1 protein-coding gene is annotated in these 18,311 nt (G+C 61.8%); it reads right to left on the bottom strand.

The genetic code is table 11. The features are described 5' to 3' along the window. Positions 1 to 228: 228 nt before the first annotated feature. Positions 229 to 18,234 carry an Ig-like domain-containing protein gene (locus ACXKZD_RS06120; RefSeq protein WP_488981939.1) on the bottom strand — a complete coding sequence of 6,002 codons (18,006 nt, stop codon included), beginning with the start codon at positions 18,232 to 18,234 and terminating at the stop codon, positions 229 to 231. Positions 18,235 to 18,311: the final 77 nt, after the last annotated feature.

Genomic DNA, 18,311 nt, shown 5'->3' with positions numbered 1-18,311 from the left:
TACCCGCAGGTAACAAGGATTGATAAACAGGACGCTAATAAAAGCGCCAAATAGAGTCAGAATGCTGATTTTACGGCGTGACGCCGTTTGTTGCGCCTACCCTAATCTTTCATCCTGCTAATGAATAGTGGCGATAATCTGGAAAATGCAATTATCACGTGACTAAAACAAAAAAAGCGGGTGCTTTCGCACCCGCTTTATTCATCTTCTGAACAGACCTTTCAGTCACTACACAACATGAACCTGAAGGTTCTGCTGCACCAGCACATCGCCCAGGGTGTTATCACTGGTCAGCGCCGAGTTGTGGTAGATCTCAAAGACTCTGCCCTCAACGGTACGCTCGCCCGTCACTTCCCAGATTCCGCCGTTGCTGTTAGCCAGTGTCACCTGGCTGCCATCTGCGCCTTTGATCAGCAAATCGTCACTCTGCTTATCCGTGATATTGAGTGCTTCATTGAGATCGAGCTTCACGGAGTTGGTTCCGGTTTTACCCAAATCGAGCACCTCAATGTGTTCGACCTTCAGGCCCAGCGCGGTGAGATCCAGACTGAGATGCTCACCATTCAGCACCAGGGTATCGGTGCCTGCGCCGCCATCAATATGGGTAAAGTTAAGGTCACTGACCGTCACGATATCCGCCCCGCTGCTGCCGGTCACTGTCGCCCCCTCAATGGTGCTGCCATCGGCCAGCGTAATCACGACGCCGCCGATGGTGTACCCCGCCTCCTCTGCCGGTGCCGGTGCCACCGCGGCGTCATTTGCCGCCGCGTTTTCACTGCTGCCGACGGGTGTCACGGTATCCGCTTCGGTGATCAGCGTGGAAGCCACTGCCACATGGGCGCTGCTCTCGTCGCTGCTGGTGCTGCTGTTATGCTGCGTCTCCGCGCTGGCGACAGTAGCGCTGTCATCCGCCACCGAGAACAGGGCAACCGATTCGTTTGCCGCCAGCGTCACCGGTAGCACGGCACCCAGTAACAGGGTATTGGTGGTCGAGTAGCTGTTACCGGCCGCGTCGGTAATCGTGACTTTCGCCAGCGTTCCCAGCGACAGCAGCAGGCCCCCCACCGACAGCAGTGAAGGTGAGAAGTTAACCGCGTAACGCCCCAGCGCATCGGTCGTGGTGTTTAGCGTCGGGCCGTTGTTGCCGTTGGAGAGCAGCAGCGTAACGCTCACTTTCGAGCCCTGCGCGGCATTCAGCGATCCCCCCTGCACCACCAGACCCGCCAGTAAGGAACCGACGATGCTCAGCACCGGATCGACTCCGACCAGCGGCTGATTGTGCGACAGCGCGGTAAAGCTGCTGGTACTGGTTGCGGTGTTGCCGCCAATGTCCGCCACCGTAACGGTGAGTGGATGGCTGCCATCGGCGATCCCTTTCAGCGTCGCTGACGGCACGCTGATGCTCCATGCGCCATTCGCACCAATGGTCGTGGTAAGGATATTACCCGCCACGTTCACCGTCACCGTGCCGCCCGCCGCGTTGGTGCTGGTTCCTCTGATGGTTTCAGTACTGTTGGCTTCCGCAATATTGAGGTAGCCATCGCCGCCAAAGAAGCTGTTGACGCTGACCGTCGGCGTGGTGTGACTGACCACACCCAGCGACGCCGAGGTGTTGCCAATGCTGCCCGCACCGTTGGTCACGCTGGCGGTGACGGTCTGCAGACCGTCAGTAATGGCAGCAAGGTTAGCCGCCGGAACAGAGAGGCTCCAGTTGCCGTTGCTGCTCACCGTGGTGCTGTAAGTCTGGCCGCCCAGCGTGACGCGCACGACCGATCCCTCGGCGTTGCTGGCGGTGCCGCTAATAGTCTGCGCCGTTTTGACATCTGCCGCACTCAGCGCACTGTCACCAAACAGCGAGGTAATGGCGACCACCGGCGTCGACTGACTGATGACGCTCAGCGTTCCGCTGCTGTTTGCCACGTTACCGTAGGCATCGGTGCCGGTGACTGTGACGGTTTTACTGCCGTCAGTGATAGCAACAAGATCCGCTTTCGGGACGGTAATACTCCAGTTGCCGCCGCTGACCACTTTGGTGGTGTAGGTCAGGCCATTCAGCGTGGCGCTGACGGTTGAACCGGCAGAGAGGCTGGACGTCCCGCTCAGGGTCTGGTTAGAGGCCAGATCCGCGGCGCTCAGCACGCCATCGCCAAACACCGTATTCACCGACAGGGTCGGCTGGAACAGTCCCAGTGACACGCCCGCGCTGGTGCTGCTGACGTTTCCGACCGGATCGGTGACGGCCGCGCTGACGGTGAAGTTACCGTTCAGCAGCGTAGACAGAATCGCTGGCGAGACGGCGGTTGAGAAACTGCCATCCGCGTTGACCTGCGCGTCGACGATAGTGTTGCCAATTGCCAGCCTGACGCTGCTACCCGCAGCCAGCCCGGAGACCGTGCCGCTGATGGTCTGAGTCACCAGCGACTCCGCCAGGTTCAGCACGCCGTCGCCAAACAGCGGATTGAGGGTGACTTTCGGCAGGTTGTGAATACCGACCAGTGCCCCGGCCGTGGTGCTGTTAGTGTTACCCGCGCTGTCGGTGACGCTGATGCCCACGGTCAGATTGCCATCTGCAATCCCCTGCAACAGCGCTGGCGTCAGCGAGACGTTAAAGTTGCCATTGGCATCGGTCGCCGTCACCAACTGCTGTGAACCTACCGACACCACCACGCGCGATCCCGGTTCCGCGCCGCCAATCACCCCACCGATCACCTGGGTGACCAGCGAATCCGCCACGTTCAGCAAACCGTCGCCAAACAGCGGATTCACGGTGATGGTCGGCAGCAGCGTATCGACCCGGATACCGGCGCTGGTGCTGGCGGTATTGCCCGCCGCATCCGTTACCGACGCGCCCACCGTCAGGTTGCCCTGCGCCAGCGTGCCCAGAATATCTGGCGTCACTGTGGCGCTGAACGCCCCGCCCGCACCCACGGTGGCGGTCACCTGGCTGTTGCCAACCGAGAGCGTCACCACACTGCCCTGCGCGACGTTGTTCACCACCCCGCTGATCACCTGTCCGGTGGCGATATCGGCCAGGTTCAGCACCCCATCACCAAACAGTGAGGTCAGCGAGATTGATGGCGTCTGAGTAAAGATGCCGATGGATGCGCTGCTGGAGGCGACATTACCCGCCACGTCTCTGACGCTGACGCCCAGCGTCAGATTGCCATCCAGCAGAGAGGTCAGATCGCTGCCCGGCAGGCTAACGCTCCACACTCCACCCGCCTGTACCGTCGTACTGTAACTCTTGCTGCCAAAGGTGACCGTCACCTGGGAACCCACAGCCGCATTTTCTATCACGCCACTGACGAGCTGTCCGGCAGCGGCTTCCGCAATGTTCAGCAGGTTATCACCGCCAAACAGCCCGGTGAGCGCGCCAACCACCGGCACCGCATCGACAATCGCGGTGACGGTTTCACCGACGGTACGGGTGTTGCCCGCGGCATCGGTCAGGGTGACGTCAAGCGCAAGATTGCCATCGCTTAACAGGCCCAGCACCGAAGGCGGCACCACGATGGCCCATTTACCATCCTGGCCCACTGACGCAGAGAGCGTTGTGCCGCCCAGCACTACCGATACCGTGGCACCCACGCCCGCCGAGGTCGCAACCCCGGAGATAGTCTGCGCCACCGTAGTATCCAGCGCGCTGAGCGCGCCGTCGCCGAACACCGAATCGACCACCAGCGTCAGCGCACTGTTGACCACTTTGTTGACCGTCAGCGTGGCGTCGGTCTGGTTTCCGGCTACATCATTGACCCGCACGCCAAACACCAGCGCACCTTCAGTGAGGCTCGCCAGGACATCCGGCGCGAGATCGATGCTCCAGCGTCCGTCAGCACCCACCGTCGCGGTGGCGATCGGCGCGGCATCGCCCAGATAGAGACCGATGGTCTGGCCTTCTGCTCCCTGCGCGCTGCCGGTCAGCACCTGGCTTAGCACCAGGTCAGCGGCGTTGATCACGTTGTCGCCGAGGAACGCGTCGACCAGGACCAGCGGCGCGGCGGTATCGACCGTCACCGTCTGGGTGGTCGTCGTCACGTTACCAGCCGCATCCGCCAGCTGCGCGGTGATCACCGGCGAGCTGCCATCGGGAAGAGCCTGCATCGCGCTGGCAGGAACCGTTGTGGACCAGGTGCCGTTGCTCTGCACCACGGCGTTGTAGGTCTGATTATTGAAGGTCACCACCACCGTGCGACCCACTTCGCTGAGATCGGCGGTGCCACTGATGGCCTGGCTGGTGGCACTTTCATTGCCATTGACCTGGTTGTCACCGGTAAACGGATTGAGAGTCAGTGCCGGTGGCGTAAGGTCGATCAGCACGTTACCGCTGGTGGTTACAGGATTAGTGCCGTCGGTAGCATTCACCGTGATGGCGACGCTGCCGTCCGCATTGCCAAAGGCGCTGACCGGCAATGCCGCCGTTGACCAGTTGCCCGACCCATCCAGCGTAGTCGCGTACTCCTGACCATTGATCGACACCGTCACTACCCCACCCGCGCCGAGGTTAGCGGAGGTGCCACTCACTACCACACCGCCCGCTACATCCTGAGTGCTGATGATGTTGTCGCCCGACACCGTGCCCAGCGTGACCAGCGGCCCTGGCGGTGGGGTAAGATCTACCGTCAGCGCAACCGTGCCGTTGGCGGTATTGCCTGCCAGATCGGTCACTGCCAGCGCCAGAGTCGTCGATGGACCAAAGGTGGCCATCTGTTCTGGCGTCAGCGTTACACTCCAGTTGCCGTTGGCTGTCACTATCGCGGTGCCAAGCAGCGAGTCATTCAGCGAGATCGAAACCACTGATCCCGGCTCGGCTCCCGCTGCGGTGCCGCTGAGACTCTGCGGCTGAATGCTCTCGGCGTAGTTCAGCGCATTGTCACCGGTAAAGGCGGCAACATTAAGCACCGGTGGTGTGGTGTCGAGCACCAGCGAACTGTTAATGGTGGTGCTGTTGCCTGCCGCATCGGTTGCCGTCACGGTAACCGGATAGGTGGCATCCGGCAGCAGTGAAAGCTCCGCCGTTGTCAGTGGCACCGTCCAGTTCCCATTGGCATCCACTGTCGCAGAATAGGTTGTGCCGCCAAGCGTAAGCTGCACAGTCTGATTCGCACCCGCCTCACCGGTGGTTCCGCTCAGCGTCACTCCCGCGGCCACATCGCCGCCATTCACATAACTGCCAAGGAATTCCGGATTGACCGCAGGCTGCGGCGCGCTGAGATCTGCGGTGAACGGCAGCTGCGCCGATGCGCTGTTGCCCGCCGCATCCACGACGTTAACCGTCAGTGATTGCGCACCGTCACCCAGTGAACTCAGGGCGTTGGCAGGAATGTTAACAGTCCAGTTACCGTTGCTTGCCACCGTGCCAGAATAGAGGCTGCCGTTGACATCCACGGTAATGCTGACCGCCTGGTTCGCCCCGACACTGCCGGTGGTGCCGGTCAGGGTCACCCCTGCCGCGGCTTCACTGATGTTCAGCAGGTTGTCGCCGCCAAATGCGCCTGGGTTGAAGGTCGGCACAGGCAGCGCCACCTCTGTCACCACGTTCTGCGCCGTCGCGTCGCTGTTACCCGCGATATCGGTCGCCGTCACGGTAATGGTGTGGGTGCCGCTGGTGAAGGTGGCTAACTGCGCTGGCGACAGGGCCAGAGACCAGCTGCCGTCGGTCTGCACCGTGGCTGCCAGCGGCTGACCGTTGTTAAAGCCGGAGATGAGCACCGTTACCGTCTGTCCGGCACCGGTAATGCCGGTTGTGCCACTGAGGATCTGTTCACCGGCCGCCTCTGCTGCGTTCAGCGCACCGTCTCCAAACGGCAGGTTCAGCGTCACGTCCGGCAGCGCATTCACGGCCACCAGCACAGTGCCACTGGTGCTGCCGACGTTGCCGTTCGCATCGGTAACCGTCACGCTCACCGGCCAGTTGCCATCCGGCAATGACTGCAATACAGAAGGCGGCAGATCCAGCGACCAGCGCGAACCATCCGCACTGAGCGTAGCGGAATAGACCGTGCCATTAACGGCTACCGTGACCGAGGCGGCGTTATTAATATTCACCGCACCAGTCAGGGATCCGCCTGAGGCGGCCTCTTCAGCATTGATACGGCCATCAATAAATGGCGTATCCAGCGTTGGATTAGCAATCGGCGTAATCGCAGCGACGAACGTTTTGGTCGTTTCAATGCTGTTACCGGCCCGATCCGTGGTGGTGAGGGTCAGGGTATGTTCACCGGTTCCCAGGCTGGCAATGAACTCTGGGGGCAGGCTGGCAGTCCAGTTGCCATTGGCATCGACCGTCACCGACAGCGGGATATTGTCATCGCCTACCGTGACGCTCAGGGTCTGGCCCGGCACGACGGTGGAGGTGCCGGTGACCAGCTGAACGGAGCCTGCTTCGCTGATATTAATGATGTTATCGCCGAACAGTGTCGTGTCGAAGGCGGCTGAAACAGGATCACTCTGCAGGATCTCAACGCCTGCGGTAACCTGCGCCGGATTACCGGCACCATCCGCGGCGCTGACCACCACCTGTGTCAATCCATCGGCCAGGCCCGTCAGCGCGCCCGGTGCCAGGTTCAGCGTCCAGTTGCCGCTGACATCCGTGGTGGTGCTGAAGTTCTGCCCGCCTACAGAGATGTTCACCACGCTGCCTTCCGGCAGATTGGTACTGTCACCACTCAGCGTTAACGCCCCTTCCGCATCTGCCGCACTGATCAGCGCATCGCCAAACGGCGTATTCAGCGTCAGCGCTGGCAGGGTATTAAACGCTACGTCCAGTGTCGTGGTGCTATCCGTGGTGATATTGCCCGCCGCGTCGGTGACCGAAACGGTAATCGCATTGGGGCCGTCCGCCAGCTGCTGCAGGTCAGCGGTCGGAATAGTAAGTGACCAGTTACCGTCGGCATCTGCCGTGGTGGTATAGCTGACGTTATTCAGCGTCACCGTCACCGGCAATGCGCCCGTGGTGCTGCCGCTGATGGTGAGATCCTGCAGCGACTCCGCCAGGTTAAGGGTATCTCCCGCATCGACCGTGATATTCGTCAGCGCAGGCGGTGTGGTAATGAAACTAACCTCCTGAGTGGCGGTCGCCGGATTGCCTGCGACATCAGTGGCGGTCACGGTAAAGATTTGCGTGCTGCCCGGAGCCACGCTGGTAAAGGCAGCTGACGGGACATTCACCGTCCAGTTGCCGTCAGCGTCGAGCGTGGTGCTGTAGTCAGTGCCGTTAAACGACACCGTCACCAGCGTACCCGCTGCCAGCAGGGTGCTGCTGCCGCTGACCGCGACATCCGCTGTGGCCTCGGTGGCGTTAATCACATCATCGCCGGCTACCACGTTCATGGTCAGCGTCGGCTGAACCTGCTCGCTGGCCAGCACGACCAGGCTGGTGCTGGCGCTGGCCGGATTGCCAGACGTATCCGCTGAGACCACGACCAGCAGCTGATCGCCATCCGGCAGATTACCCAGATCGGCGGCCGGAACGGTCACCGTCCAGCTGCCGTCGGCTGCCACCGTGCCGCTGTACTGAATGTTATTCAGCGTCACCGTCACCAGCTGGCCTTCCACCAGGTTGTTACTGGTGCCGCCGATGTTCAGATCCTGTAGCGACTCCGCCTGGTTAAGGAAGTTATCGTCACTGATGGTCCCGATGGTCAGGGTTGGCAGGTTCAGAGTGTCAGCATCACGCGTCAGGGTCTGGGTGGCCGTGGCCGGGTTCCCCGCCGCATCGGTCATCGAGACAGCAACGGTGTAGCTGCCGTCTGCCAGCCCCTGCACGACGCTGGCTGGCAGTGTCACCTCCCAGGTGCCGTCAGAGAGCACCTGAGTGGTGTAATCGACGTTCTGGAAGCTGACGGTGACTGTCTGTCCGGCATCCGCTACCGACGCACTGCCGCTGATAGCGACCGCTTCCAGCACCTCTACCGAATTGATGATGTTGTCGCCGCCGATGGCATTGACGGTCAGCACTGGCGGTGTGAGATCGACCGTAACGGCGCTGGTCAGCGAACCACTGTTACCGGCGGCATCGCTGGCATTGACCACCAGCGTAGTAACCCCCTCGCCCAGCGTCTGCACCTGATCTGCTGTTAAGGTCAGCGTCCAGTTACCCTGCGCATCCACCGTAGCGGAATAATCATTCCCGCCCAGCGTCACGCTGACGGTCTGGCCGTTGCCCGCTACACCGGTGCTGCCGGTCAGCGTCTGACCGACCCCCTGTTCCGCCAGGTTCAGATAACCATCGCCAAACGGGGTGTCTATGCTGACGGCCAGCGACGCCGTCGCCACGGTGATTTCACGGGTTTCGGTTACCGGGTTACCCGCCGCATCGCTGACCGTCACGGTCAGAATGTACGCCCCGGCCGGAATGCCGGCCAGCGAACCCGCAGGCAGCGTCAGATTCCACTCGCCGTTCTGGTCAACCGTGGTGGTCCAGGTCTGATTGTTCAGGGTAATGGTGACCTGCTGTCCGGCTTCGGCATTGCTGTTGCCGCTGAGAACAATCGGCGCGGTGCTTTCGGCAATATTGATACTGTTATCGCCCGCAACCGTATTCAGTGTCAGGGTCGGTGGCGTCAGATCCACCGTCACGCTGCCCTGGCTGCTGCCGGTGTTACCCGCTGCATCCTGGACTGTGACGGTATAGTTCAGGAGATCTTCCGGCAGGCCGGCCAGCGCGGAAGCCGGCACGCTGATCTGCCAGTTGCCATTGCCGTCGACGGTGCCGTTGTAGGTTGCGCCATTCAGCAGCACGCTCACCGTCTGGCCGTCACCGGTTATGCCGGTGGTGCCGCTCAGGGTTTGTGCTGTGGCGATCTCGCTGCTGTTGAGCAGGCCATCGCCAAAGGCCGAGACGAGCTGCGGTGCTGGCAGCGTCGCCAGCACGCTGAGCGCTGCCTCGCTGCTCAGGGTCGCCCCGCCGCTGTCCGTTGCGGTGACCGTCAGGGTGTAAGGCCCATCGGCGAGCGCCGTCAGTGCCTCAGCCGGAACGATCACTGTCCAGCGGCCGCTGGCCGAGACCTGCGCGGTGTAGCTGATGTTGTTAAACAGCAACGTGACCGTGCTGCCCTCTGCCACATTCACCGACGTACCGGTGACGACCAGGGCCTGACCCAGCTCCTGCGCATTCAGGTAGTTGTCTTCGCTGATGGCATCCATCGCCAGGCCAGAGGCATTGCTGTTGACGTCAAAGGTGAGATTGCTGGTGGTGGTGTTGCCCGCCACATCGCTGACCGCCACGGTAAAACTGGCGCTGCCATCATTAATCGCGGCCAGCGCACCGGCTGGCACGATCAGGCTCCATGCCCCGCTCGCCTGCACGGCGGCGCTGTAGACTGTGCCGTCAACGGTGACGGTGACCAGCTGACCCGCTTCGACGTTGGTGGTGGTGCCGGAGAGACGTTGATCGGTGAGGCGCTCCGCGCCATCGACCACGTTGTTACCGGCAAAGGCATCCAGCGTCAGGGTCGGCAGTGTGCCTGGCTCCACTTTCAGCGCGAGGTCGCGGCTGGTGGTGGTGGCATTTCCTGCCGCATCGCTGGCGGTCACGGTCAGCGGATAGCTGCCGTTGCCCAGCCCGGTGTAAACCGTGGCGGGCAGCTCCAGCGACCAGACGCCGTTAACGTCTGCGGTGGTGCTCAGGGTGGTGCCGTTGATGCTGGCCACAATCAGGGCGTTAGCTTCGCTGCTGCCGGTCAGCGTCAGCGGCTGCTGACTTTCAGCGGCGTTAATGATGCCATCGGATGGCGTAATGAAGTTCAGCACCGGAGGCAGCGTATCCACCACGAGGTTGCCATCCGCCTGGCTGTTGTTGCCCGCCACATCACTGACGACCACGGTGTAGCCACTATTGCCCTGTGGCAGCGCAGACAAGACATCGGCCGGAACGGCGACCTGCCAGTTGCCTGCGGCATCGACCGTGCCGCTGTAGTTGTTGCCGCCCAGCGTCACGACGACGGTCTGGCCGTCGCCGGTCACGCCCGTGTTACCGGTGATCGTGCCACCGGCGGCGGCTTCCTCACCGTTCAGAATGCCATCATCAAAGGCCACGCCCGGGGTCGCCACCGGCAATGCGCTGGCGATCACCGTCAGGGTAGCGTCGCTGGTCGCCAGCGGCTGTCCGTTAGCGTCGCTGGCGGTGGCGGTGATGGTCTGCGGGCCATCTGCCGTTCCGGTAAAGGTGCCTGCCGGTAAGGTCAGGCTCCAGCTTCCATCTGCCGTCACGGTGGTGCTGACCGTGGTGCCGTTGGCCAGCACGGTGACAATGCTGCCGTCAGGCAGACCGCTGGTGCTGCCGCTGACTACAACGGCGCCACCCAATTCCTGCGCATTGAGGTAGTTGTCGTCACTGACGGGTGCCAGCGCGATCGACGGCAGGGTGTTGTCCACACTGAAGTCAAGCGGGCTGCTGGCGGTGTTACCCACGGCGTTGATGACGCTGACGTTCAGTGTCTGGTTGCCTTCTCCCAGTTCAGCCAGGGCGCCCGCAGGCAGAATAATGCTCCAGTTGCCGCTGGCCTCAACCACACCGCTGTATTCGATGCCATTCAGGGAGATGATCACCTGCTGGCCCGGTTCGACATTCGTGCTGCTGCCGCGCACCGTTATCGGCTGCAGCTGCTCCGCTGCCGTGACGATGCCGTCACCGGCGAAGGTGCTGCTGTCGATGGTCAGTACAGGTTGCACGTCCGGCGCGGTTGCCACATTCAGATCAACCACCTGGCTGCTCTGATTCCCGTTAGCACTGGTTTCCGTCACCGTCACCAGATTACTGCCTGGAGGCAGTGCCGCCAGCGCTTCAGGGGCGATCTGCAGCGTCCACTGGCCGTTAACGCCAACGGTGGTGCTGTAGAGCTGGTCATTGAGCTGGACTGTGACCACGTCACCATTCTGACCACTGCCACTTACCACCAGCGGCTCTGCCAGTTCCCCGACGTTCAGCGCGTTATCACCGCTGACCGGCGCGACGACCAGCGGAGGCGGCGTAGTCGCAACCGTCAGGGCACTGTTCTGGCTGCTGCTGTTACCGGCTGCGTCGGTGACGGTGACCACCACCGGATAGCTGCTGCCATTGGTCAGACCGGCAAGCGCCGCTGGCGGAACAGCCAGCGCCCAGTTTCCGTCACCATCAACGGTGCCGGTGTAGGTCACACCATTCAGCGTCACACTGACGCGATCGCCTTCACTGCCTGCGCCGCTGAAACTGAACCCTGCCGCCTGCTCAGCGATGTTCAGCACGCCATCACCCGCGGGCGCAGCGATACTGAAGTCTGGTGCCGTGGTATCCACGGTAACCGACACTGGCGTAGTGGCGACGTTGCCGCTGACGGTGGTGACGGTCACGTTGAGATCGTAACGGCCATCTGGCAACTGTTGCAGATTCGCAGCAGACACGGTGGCGGTCCAGCTGCCATCGGCGGCAACCACTGCGTCATAGGTCTGGCCATTCAGCGCAAGGCTGACGCTGCTGCCCGGCGTAACGGTGCCGCTGAGGGTCAGATCGGTGGCGGTTTCAGCCTCATTAATCGTGCCATCGGTAGCAATCGGGTTAACGGTCAGCGCCGGTACGCCGGTATCAACAATCAGCGGCTCGCTGATGCTGGTGCTGTTACCTGCTTCATCACTCACCGTCACGGTAATCGGATTGCTGCCCTGCGCAAGTGCCTGCAGTCTGTCTGCGGGTATCGTCACGCTCCATTCACCATTCGCGTCTACAGTGGCCGGATAGCTGGCACCGCCCAGGGTCACGCTGACGGCCTGGCCTGGCAGCACTGTGCCGGTCAGCGTCTGCGCCGCGCTGGCTTCATCGGTATTGAGTATGCCGTCAGTGAATGGCGTGTTGATTTGCGGGTCTGCCAGCGGCGCGGTCGCCACCAGCAGCGGCAGGCTGTTCTGCACATCACCCGAAGAGACGGTAACGCTGGTCGTGCCCTGCGGCAGCGTCGCCAGATCGGCAGCCGGCACGGTCAGGGTCCACGCACCGGTTTCATCGGTTGTGGTGGTGTAGACGGTGCCGCCAGTCACCAGCGTTACGCTGATCGGGCTGTTAGCCGGCAGGTTCGCTGAACCGCCGCTGAGGATAAGATCGCTCTGCGCCTCCAGGGCACTCAGCGCATTGTCGTCACTGATTGGGGCAATCGACAGCGACGGTACGGGTGAAGTAACCACGCTGAACTGCCCTTCAGCAGGCAGCGCCGGGTTACCGGCCACATCGGTAATCGCCACGGTGAAGGTTTTATCGCCTGCACCGCCCAGCGATCCGGCTGGCAGCGACACACTCCAGCTACCGTTCGCCTGTACTACGCCATCGTAAGACTGGCCATTGATGGTCAGCAATACCGGCTGACCTGCCGGTACGCCGGTGACGTTACCGGTGACCAGAATGTCGGTGAGCTGTTCAGCGCTGTCGACCTGATTATCGCCGGTCACGGGATTAATGGTCAGCGCCGGCGACGTTGCCGCCAGCACAGTGACGCTGGTCGGTACGGTGCTGCTGTTACCATATGCATCGCTGAGTACCACATCCACCGGATAGGTTGCGTCACCCAGCTGGCTGATAATCGCGGCGGGCACCGTAACACTCCACGCGCCATCAGTATCCACGGTGGCGGTGTAGGTCTCGCCATTGAAACTCACCGTGACGGTGTCGCCCTGGGCCCCCCCGCGTCCGTCGAGTGTGAGATCCTGAGTGTGTTCAGCGATATTGATATAACCATCACTGCCCGGCGTGGAGACTTCCAGCAACGGCGGTGTGGTGGCGAAAATCAGTGAACTGCTGGCTGGCGTGGTATTACCATCGGCGTCTGTCGCCACTACCGATACCGGTTGGGTACCGTTGGGCACATTTGCCAGGTCGGATGCCGGAACGGTGACACTCCAGCTGCCACCCTGCGCCACCACGGCGCTGTAGGCCACGTTATTCAGCGTGACGCGGATGATGTCGCCTTCGTCGCCGGTTCCGCTGACGATTAGCGGCTGCTGCGCGTCGCTGACGTTGATCACGCCATCATCGCTGAGATCGTTGAGCGTCAGAGCGGGCACCGCGGTAGCCACCCGCAGTTCCGTATTCTGAGTGCTGATGTTACCGGCCGGATCGGTCACGGTGACGGTCACCGGATAGGTCTGATTGGTCAGCGTGCCGAGATCGGCCACCGGGACGGATGCACTCCAGTTACTGTTTTCGTCAACAATGGCGGTGTAGGACTTACCGTTTAACTCCACCGTCACGCTGTCACCCGGTGTGCCGGTTCCGCTGATTTGCAGCGGCGTAGTGAGTTCGTTGTTGGTCAGGACGCCATCACCGCCCGGAGCGGTAACGGTTGCAACCGGAGGCTGCGTGCTGACCGCCAGGGGCTGCGTCTGCGTGGTGGTGTTACCGCTGGCATCAGTCAGCGTAACTACCAGCGTATAGCTGCTGCCATCTGACAGGGCCTGCAGCGCCGCTGGCGGCACATCCACCGTCCAGTTACCCTGCCCATCTACGGTGGCGCTGTAACTCTCGTTATTCAGCGAGACAGACACCACTTCGCCCGGCAACGCACCTGAACCGCTGACCGGCAGACCGGCAGCCACTTCGCTGCTGTTGAGAATGCCATCGCCGCCTGCGACCTCTGCCACAATCAGATTCGGTGGCAGCGTGTCGACGCTGAAGTTGAGCGTCTCATCCACGCGGTTGCCTGCTTCATCAATCGCGGTAATGATCAGGCTGTTGGCGCCCTGTGGTAGTAAGGCGAGATCGGCGGCCGGCAGCGCCAGGCTCCAGCTGCCGTCTGCATTGACCGTGGTGCTGTAGGTTTTACCGTTAAGTTCCAGTTCAACCTGCTGGCCCGGCACGGCTTTGCCGGTGCTGCCGCCGATCAGCAGATCGCTGCCCGCTTCCACCCGGTTGAGAAGGCCGTCGGTGATCGCGCTCTCCTCCAGCGTGATTTGCGGCAGCGTGGCTGCGACCACATTCAGCTGAGCGGAGTCGGTCAGCAGTGCGCCGGTGGCGTCGGTGGTGGTGACCGAAATCAGTTTTACGCCGTCGGTGATAGTGGTGAGATTGCCTGCCGGAACAGTGACGCTCCAGAAGCCATTGCTGTTCACTACCGCGCTGTAATTGCTGCCGTTAAAGTTAACCTGCACCGCCTGGCCCGGGTTAACGCCCACTGCAGAGCCGCTGATGATCAGATCGCTGCTCAGCTCCTGCTGATTCAGGAAACCATCAAGGCTGACAGGTTCACTAATGGAAACCACGCCAGGTTCGCCTGCCGCTGGGGCGACGTTAATATCGCGGGTGTCGGTGGCTGAGGCACCTGCCGCCGTTGTGACGCTGACCGCGATGGTGCTGCTGCCCGCCGCCAGTGCGCTGAGCGCCGAAGAGGGGATCTGCGTGCTCCAGCTGCCATCCGCGTTGACCAGCGCAGTGTAATTTTGGCCGCCCAGGGTAATGGTGACCGTCTGGCCCGCCTCCACGTTGCTGGTGCTGCCGGACAGCGTCTGGTCCAGCGCTTTTTCGCTGTTATCCAGCAGATCGTCACCGGCAAACAGGGCGATCGTCACCGTCGGCGTACCCGGTTCCGCTGGCGCTTCCACCGCAATCACCCGATCTTCGCTGACTGTTACGCCCGCCTGATTGGTGACTGTGGCCGCGATAGTCGCGTTGCCCGCCGTCAGTGCCGCCAGCGCGCTGGCCGGGACGCTCAGGCTCCAGCTGCCATCCGCGCCGACCGTGGCGCTGTAAGTCTGGTCGCCCAGCGTAACGGTCACGACCTGACCCGCCTCGACATTGGTTGAGCTGCCGCTCAGCAGCTGATCGCTGGTTTTCTCATCGTTGCTCAGCACGTCATCCACGGCGAACTGATCGAGCGTGATAGTGGGCTGGCCCGGCTCGGTAACCGGCGGCTCAACCGTGATCGGCAGCGTGTCACTGACGGTGGTGCCTGCCGCGTTGCTGACCGTGACCACCAGCGAGGCAGAACCGGCTGCCAGCGCACCGAGTGCATCGGCCGGAATGGCAATGTTCCAGCTGCCGTCGGCGCCAACCGTTCCGCTGTAGCTCTGGCCGCCCAGCGTCACCGTGACAATCTGGCCCGCCTCGACGTTGGTGGTGCTGCCGGAGACCGCCTGCGCTTCCAGCTTCTCATCGTTGCTCAGGATGTTGTCGTCAGCAAAGGCATTGAGGGTTAGCGTCGGGGTGCCTGGCCCGGTGCCCGAGGACTCCACCAGGAAGTCGCGGGTTTCAGTGATCTGAGTACCAGACTGATCTGTCACCGTCACATTCAGGGCTGCGCTACCGGCTGTCAGCGCAGCCAGTGAACTGGCAGGAATCGACACGCTCCAGCTGCCATCCGCGCCGACCGTGGCGGTAAAAGTCTCTCCGTTCAGAGTGACTGTGACCTGCTGGCCTTCACCGATATTGGTGGTGGTGCCGCTCAGCAGCTGATCGCTGGCTTTCTCGCTGTTGCTGAGGATGTCATCCCCGGCAAAGGCGTCGATGGTTACGGTGGCTTCACCCGGCTGCGTTACCGGGGCTTCGACAGTGACTGGCTGCGTTGAAGTGACTGTGTCGCCCGCTGCATTACTGACCGAGACGGTCAGTGTGGTGGTGCCTGCTGCCAGCGCATTCAGCGCGGCTGACGGCACGGCGACGCTCCAGCTGCCATCACCCTGCACGCTGGCACTGTAGGTCTGACCGCCCAGGGTAACCGTCACGGTCTGCCCGGTTTCGATATTACTGGTGTTACCGCTGACAAGCTGATCGACCGCTTTTTCGTCGTTGCTCAGAAGGTTGTCGCCGGCGAAATCATTCAGGGTCAGAGACGGCACGCCCGGTTCCGTAACTGGCGTCTCAACCGCAATATCGCGGATTTCGGTAGTGCTCACGCCATCGGCATTGCTGACGGTAACGCTGATGGTATTAGCTCCCGCCGGCAGATTACCCAGCGAGGCTGCCGGAACAATTACACTCCAGTTACCACTGCCATCGACGGTGCCGAGGTAAGTCTGGCCACCGAAGGTGACTGTCACCGTCTGGCCCGCTTCGATGTTGGTGGTGGAGCCGGAGAGCGTCTGGGCCGTCCCTTTTTCATCGTTGCTGAGGATGTCATCCCCGGCAAACTGACCAATGGTGACGGTGGGTTCGCCCGGCAATGTGACAGGCGCTTCCACGGTGATGGGCAGCGTGCCGGTCACGGTATCACCGGCCACATTGCTGACTGAAACCGTCAGCGTCGTTTCACCTGCCGCCAGGGCGCTCAGGGCCGCCGATGGCAAAGTAACGCTCCAGTTGCCCTGAGCATCAACGCTGCCGCTGTAAGTCTGGCCGCCCAGGGTGACGGTTACCAGCTGACCGGGTTCAACATTGCTGGTGCTGCCGGTGAGTGTCTGATCGGTGGCTTTCTCCACGTTACTCAGCACGTTGTCCCCGGCAAAATCATCCAGCGCGACGGATGGCGGGCCCGGAACGACCGGCGTATCAATGCTGATCGCGCGGTTTTCACTGGCTTCAATGCCAGCCTGGCTGGTGACGACCGCGGAAATCGCCACCGAACCGGCTGCCAGCGCATTCAGTGCCGCAGGCGAGAGCGTGACGCTCCAGTTGCCCTGTGTATCCACTACTGCGCTGTAGGTCTGATCGCCCAGCGTGATGGTGACAATCTGGCCCGCTTCCACATTAGTGGTGGTGCCGCTAAGAACCTGATCGCTGCTTTTCTCGGCATTGCTGAGAATGTCATCACCGGCAAACTGATCGATGGTGATAACGGGCGTACCCGGCTGAGTCAGTGGTGGTTCTACGTTTACGGTCAGGCTACCGCTGGCGGCGGTTCCTGCCTGGTTAGCAACGGTGGCAGTCACCGTGGTGGTGCCGGATGCCAGTGCGGTCAGCGCATCAGCAGGCACGGTAATGCTCCAGCTACCGTCGCCTGCCACGCTGCCGCTGTAGCTCTGGCCGCCCAGTGTAACCGTGACGATCTGCCCGGCTTCGACGTTGGTGGTGCTGCCGCTAAGAATCTGATCGCTGGTTTTTTCTGCGTTGCTCAGCACGTCGTCGCCGGTAAACGGGGCGATCGTCAGGGCTGGCACGCCAGGGGTGGTGTCAGGTGCCTGCACCTGGATACCCAGGCTGGCGGAAGCCGCCGTGCCCGCTGCGCTGGTCACACTGACCGAAATGGTGCTGCTGCCTGCAGCCAGCGCCGAGAGTGCGGCAGCCGGTATTGAGACGCTCCAGCTGCCATCCGCCCCCACAGTGGCGTTATAGCTCTGTCCGCCCAATGTCACACTGACCTGCTGGCCCGCTTCGACATTGCTGGTGCTGCCGGACAACGTTTGTGGCGTGGTTTTTTCGCTGTTATCCAGCAGGTTATCGCCCGCAAACGGGTTCAGGCTAATGGACGGCGCAGCCGGTGTACCGGGATCGGCGGCCGCGACGGTAATGGGCAGGCTGCCGGTGGTCGTCGTGCCCGCCGCGTTAGTGACGCTGACGTCGATGGTGGTGGTGCCTGCGGCGAGTCCCGCCAGCGCGGCAGCAGGGATAGTAACGCTCCAGCTGCCGTCAGCACCGACGGTGGCGTTGTAGGTCTGGCCGCCCAGCGTGACAGTGACAATCTGACCCGCTTCGACATTACTGGTGGTGCCGCTCAGTACCTGATCGCTGCTTTTTTCCGCGTTATCCAGAACATCATCGCCAGCGAATGCATTGAGCGTGATAGCAGGCGTCCCCGGCGTGACCGGTGTTCCAGGATCGGTGCCACCATCATTGCCGCCACCGTTACCCCCACCGCCGCCACCACCACCACCGCCGACGCCAACGGCCAGACCGGCTAAGCCGAGCACACCCAGACCGCCCGCCGTTATCACACCCATCGAGGTGTTGGCGTTATCTGCCAGCAGCAGCGGCTCTACGCTGTCGAGTGATTCATAGGTTGGCGTTACCGACGTGGAAGCGAGTTCAGCCCCTTCTGCGGTCTGGGGAAAGAGCGCGTGTTCTGGTGGGTTGACGCCATCATCGAACACCAGTTCGCTGTGCTGGCCATCGGCGTCGTCGAGGAAGAATTTCTGATAGCGGACAGTCTTGCCGTCGCGCATATGCAGCACCAGATCGTTACCCTGGCGCTCATACTGCGTCACCATGTCGCGGGTGCCGCTGATGCGCACGACGCTGGGCTCGGTGAGGTTAATGGATTGTGACGAACCGCTGACGGACTGCGAGATGAGTGTGCCGTTTTCGCGCGAGATAATGTCTACACGGCCTTGCGTGAGTTCTGCCATTTGTAACCTCTACTCCACCAGATTAGCTAATATACTGAACCCATAAACATAAAATTATTTTATGCTTACAGTGTTCA

The organism is Pantoea sp. ABR1s, from assembly GCF_057812235.1.
Note: the sequence above shows the minus strand (reverse complement) of the source record. Positions and strands in the feature narration are given on the sequence as shown.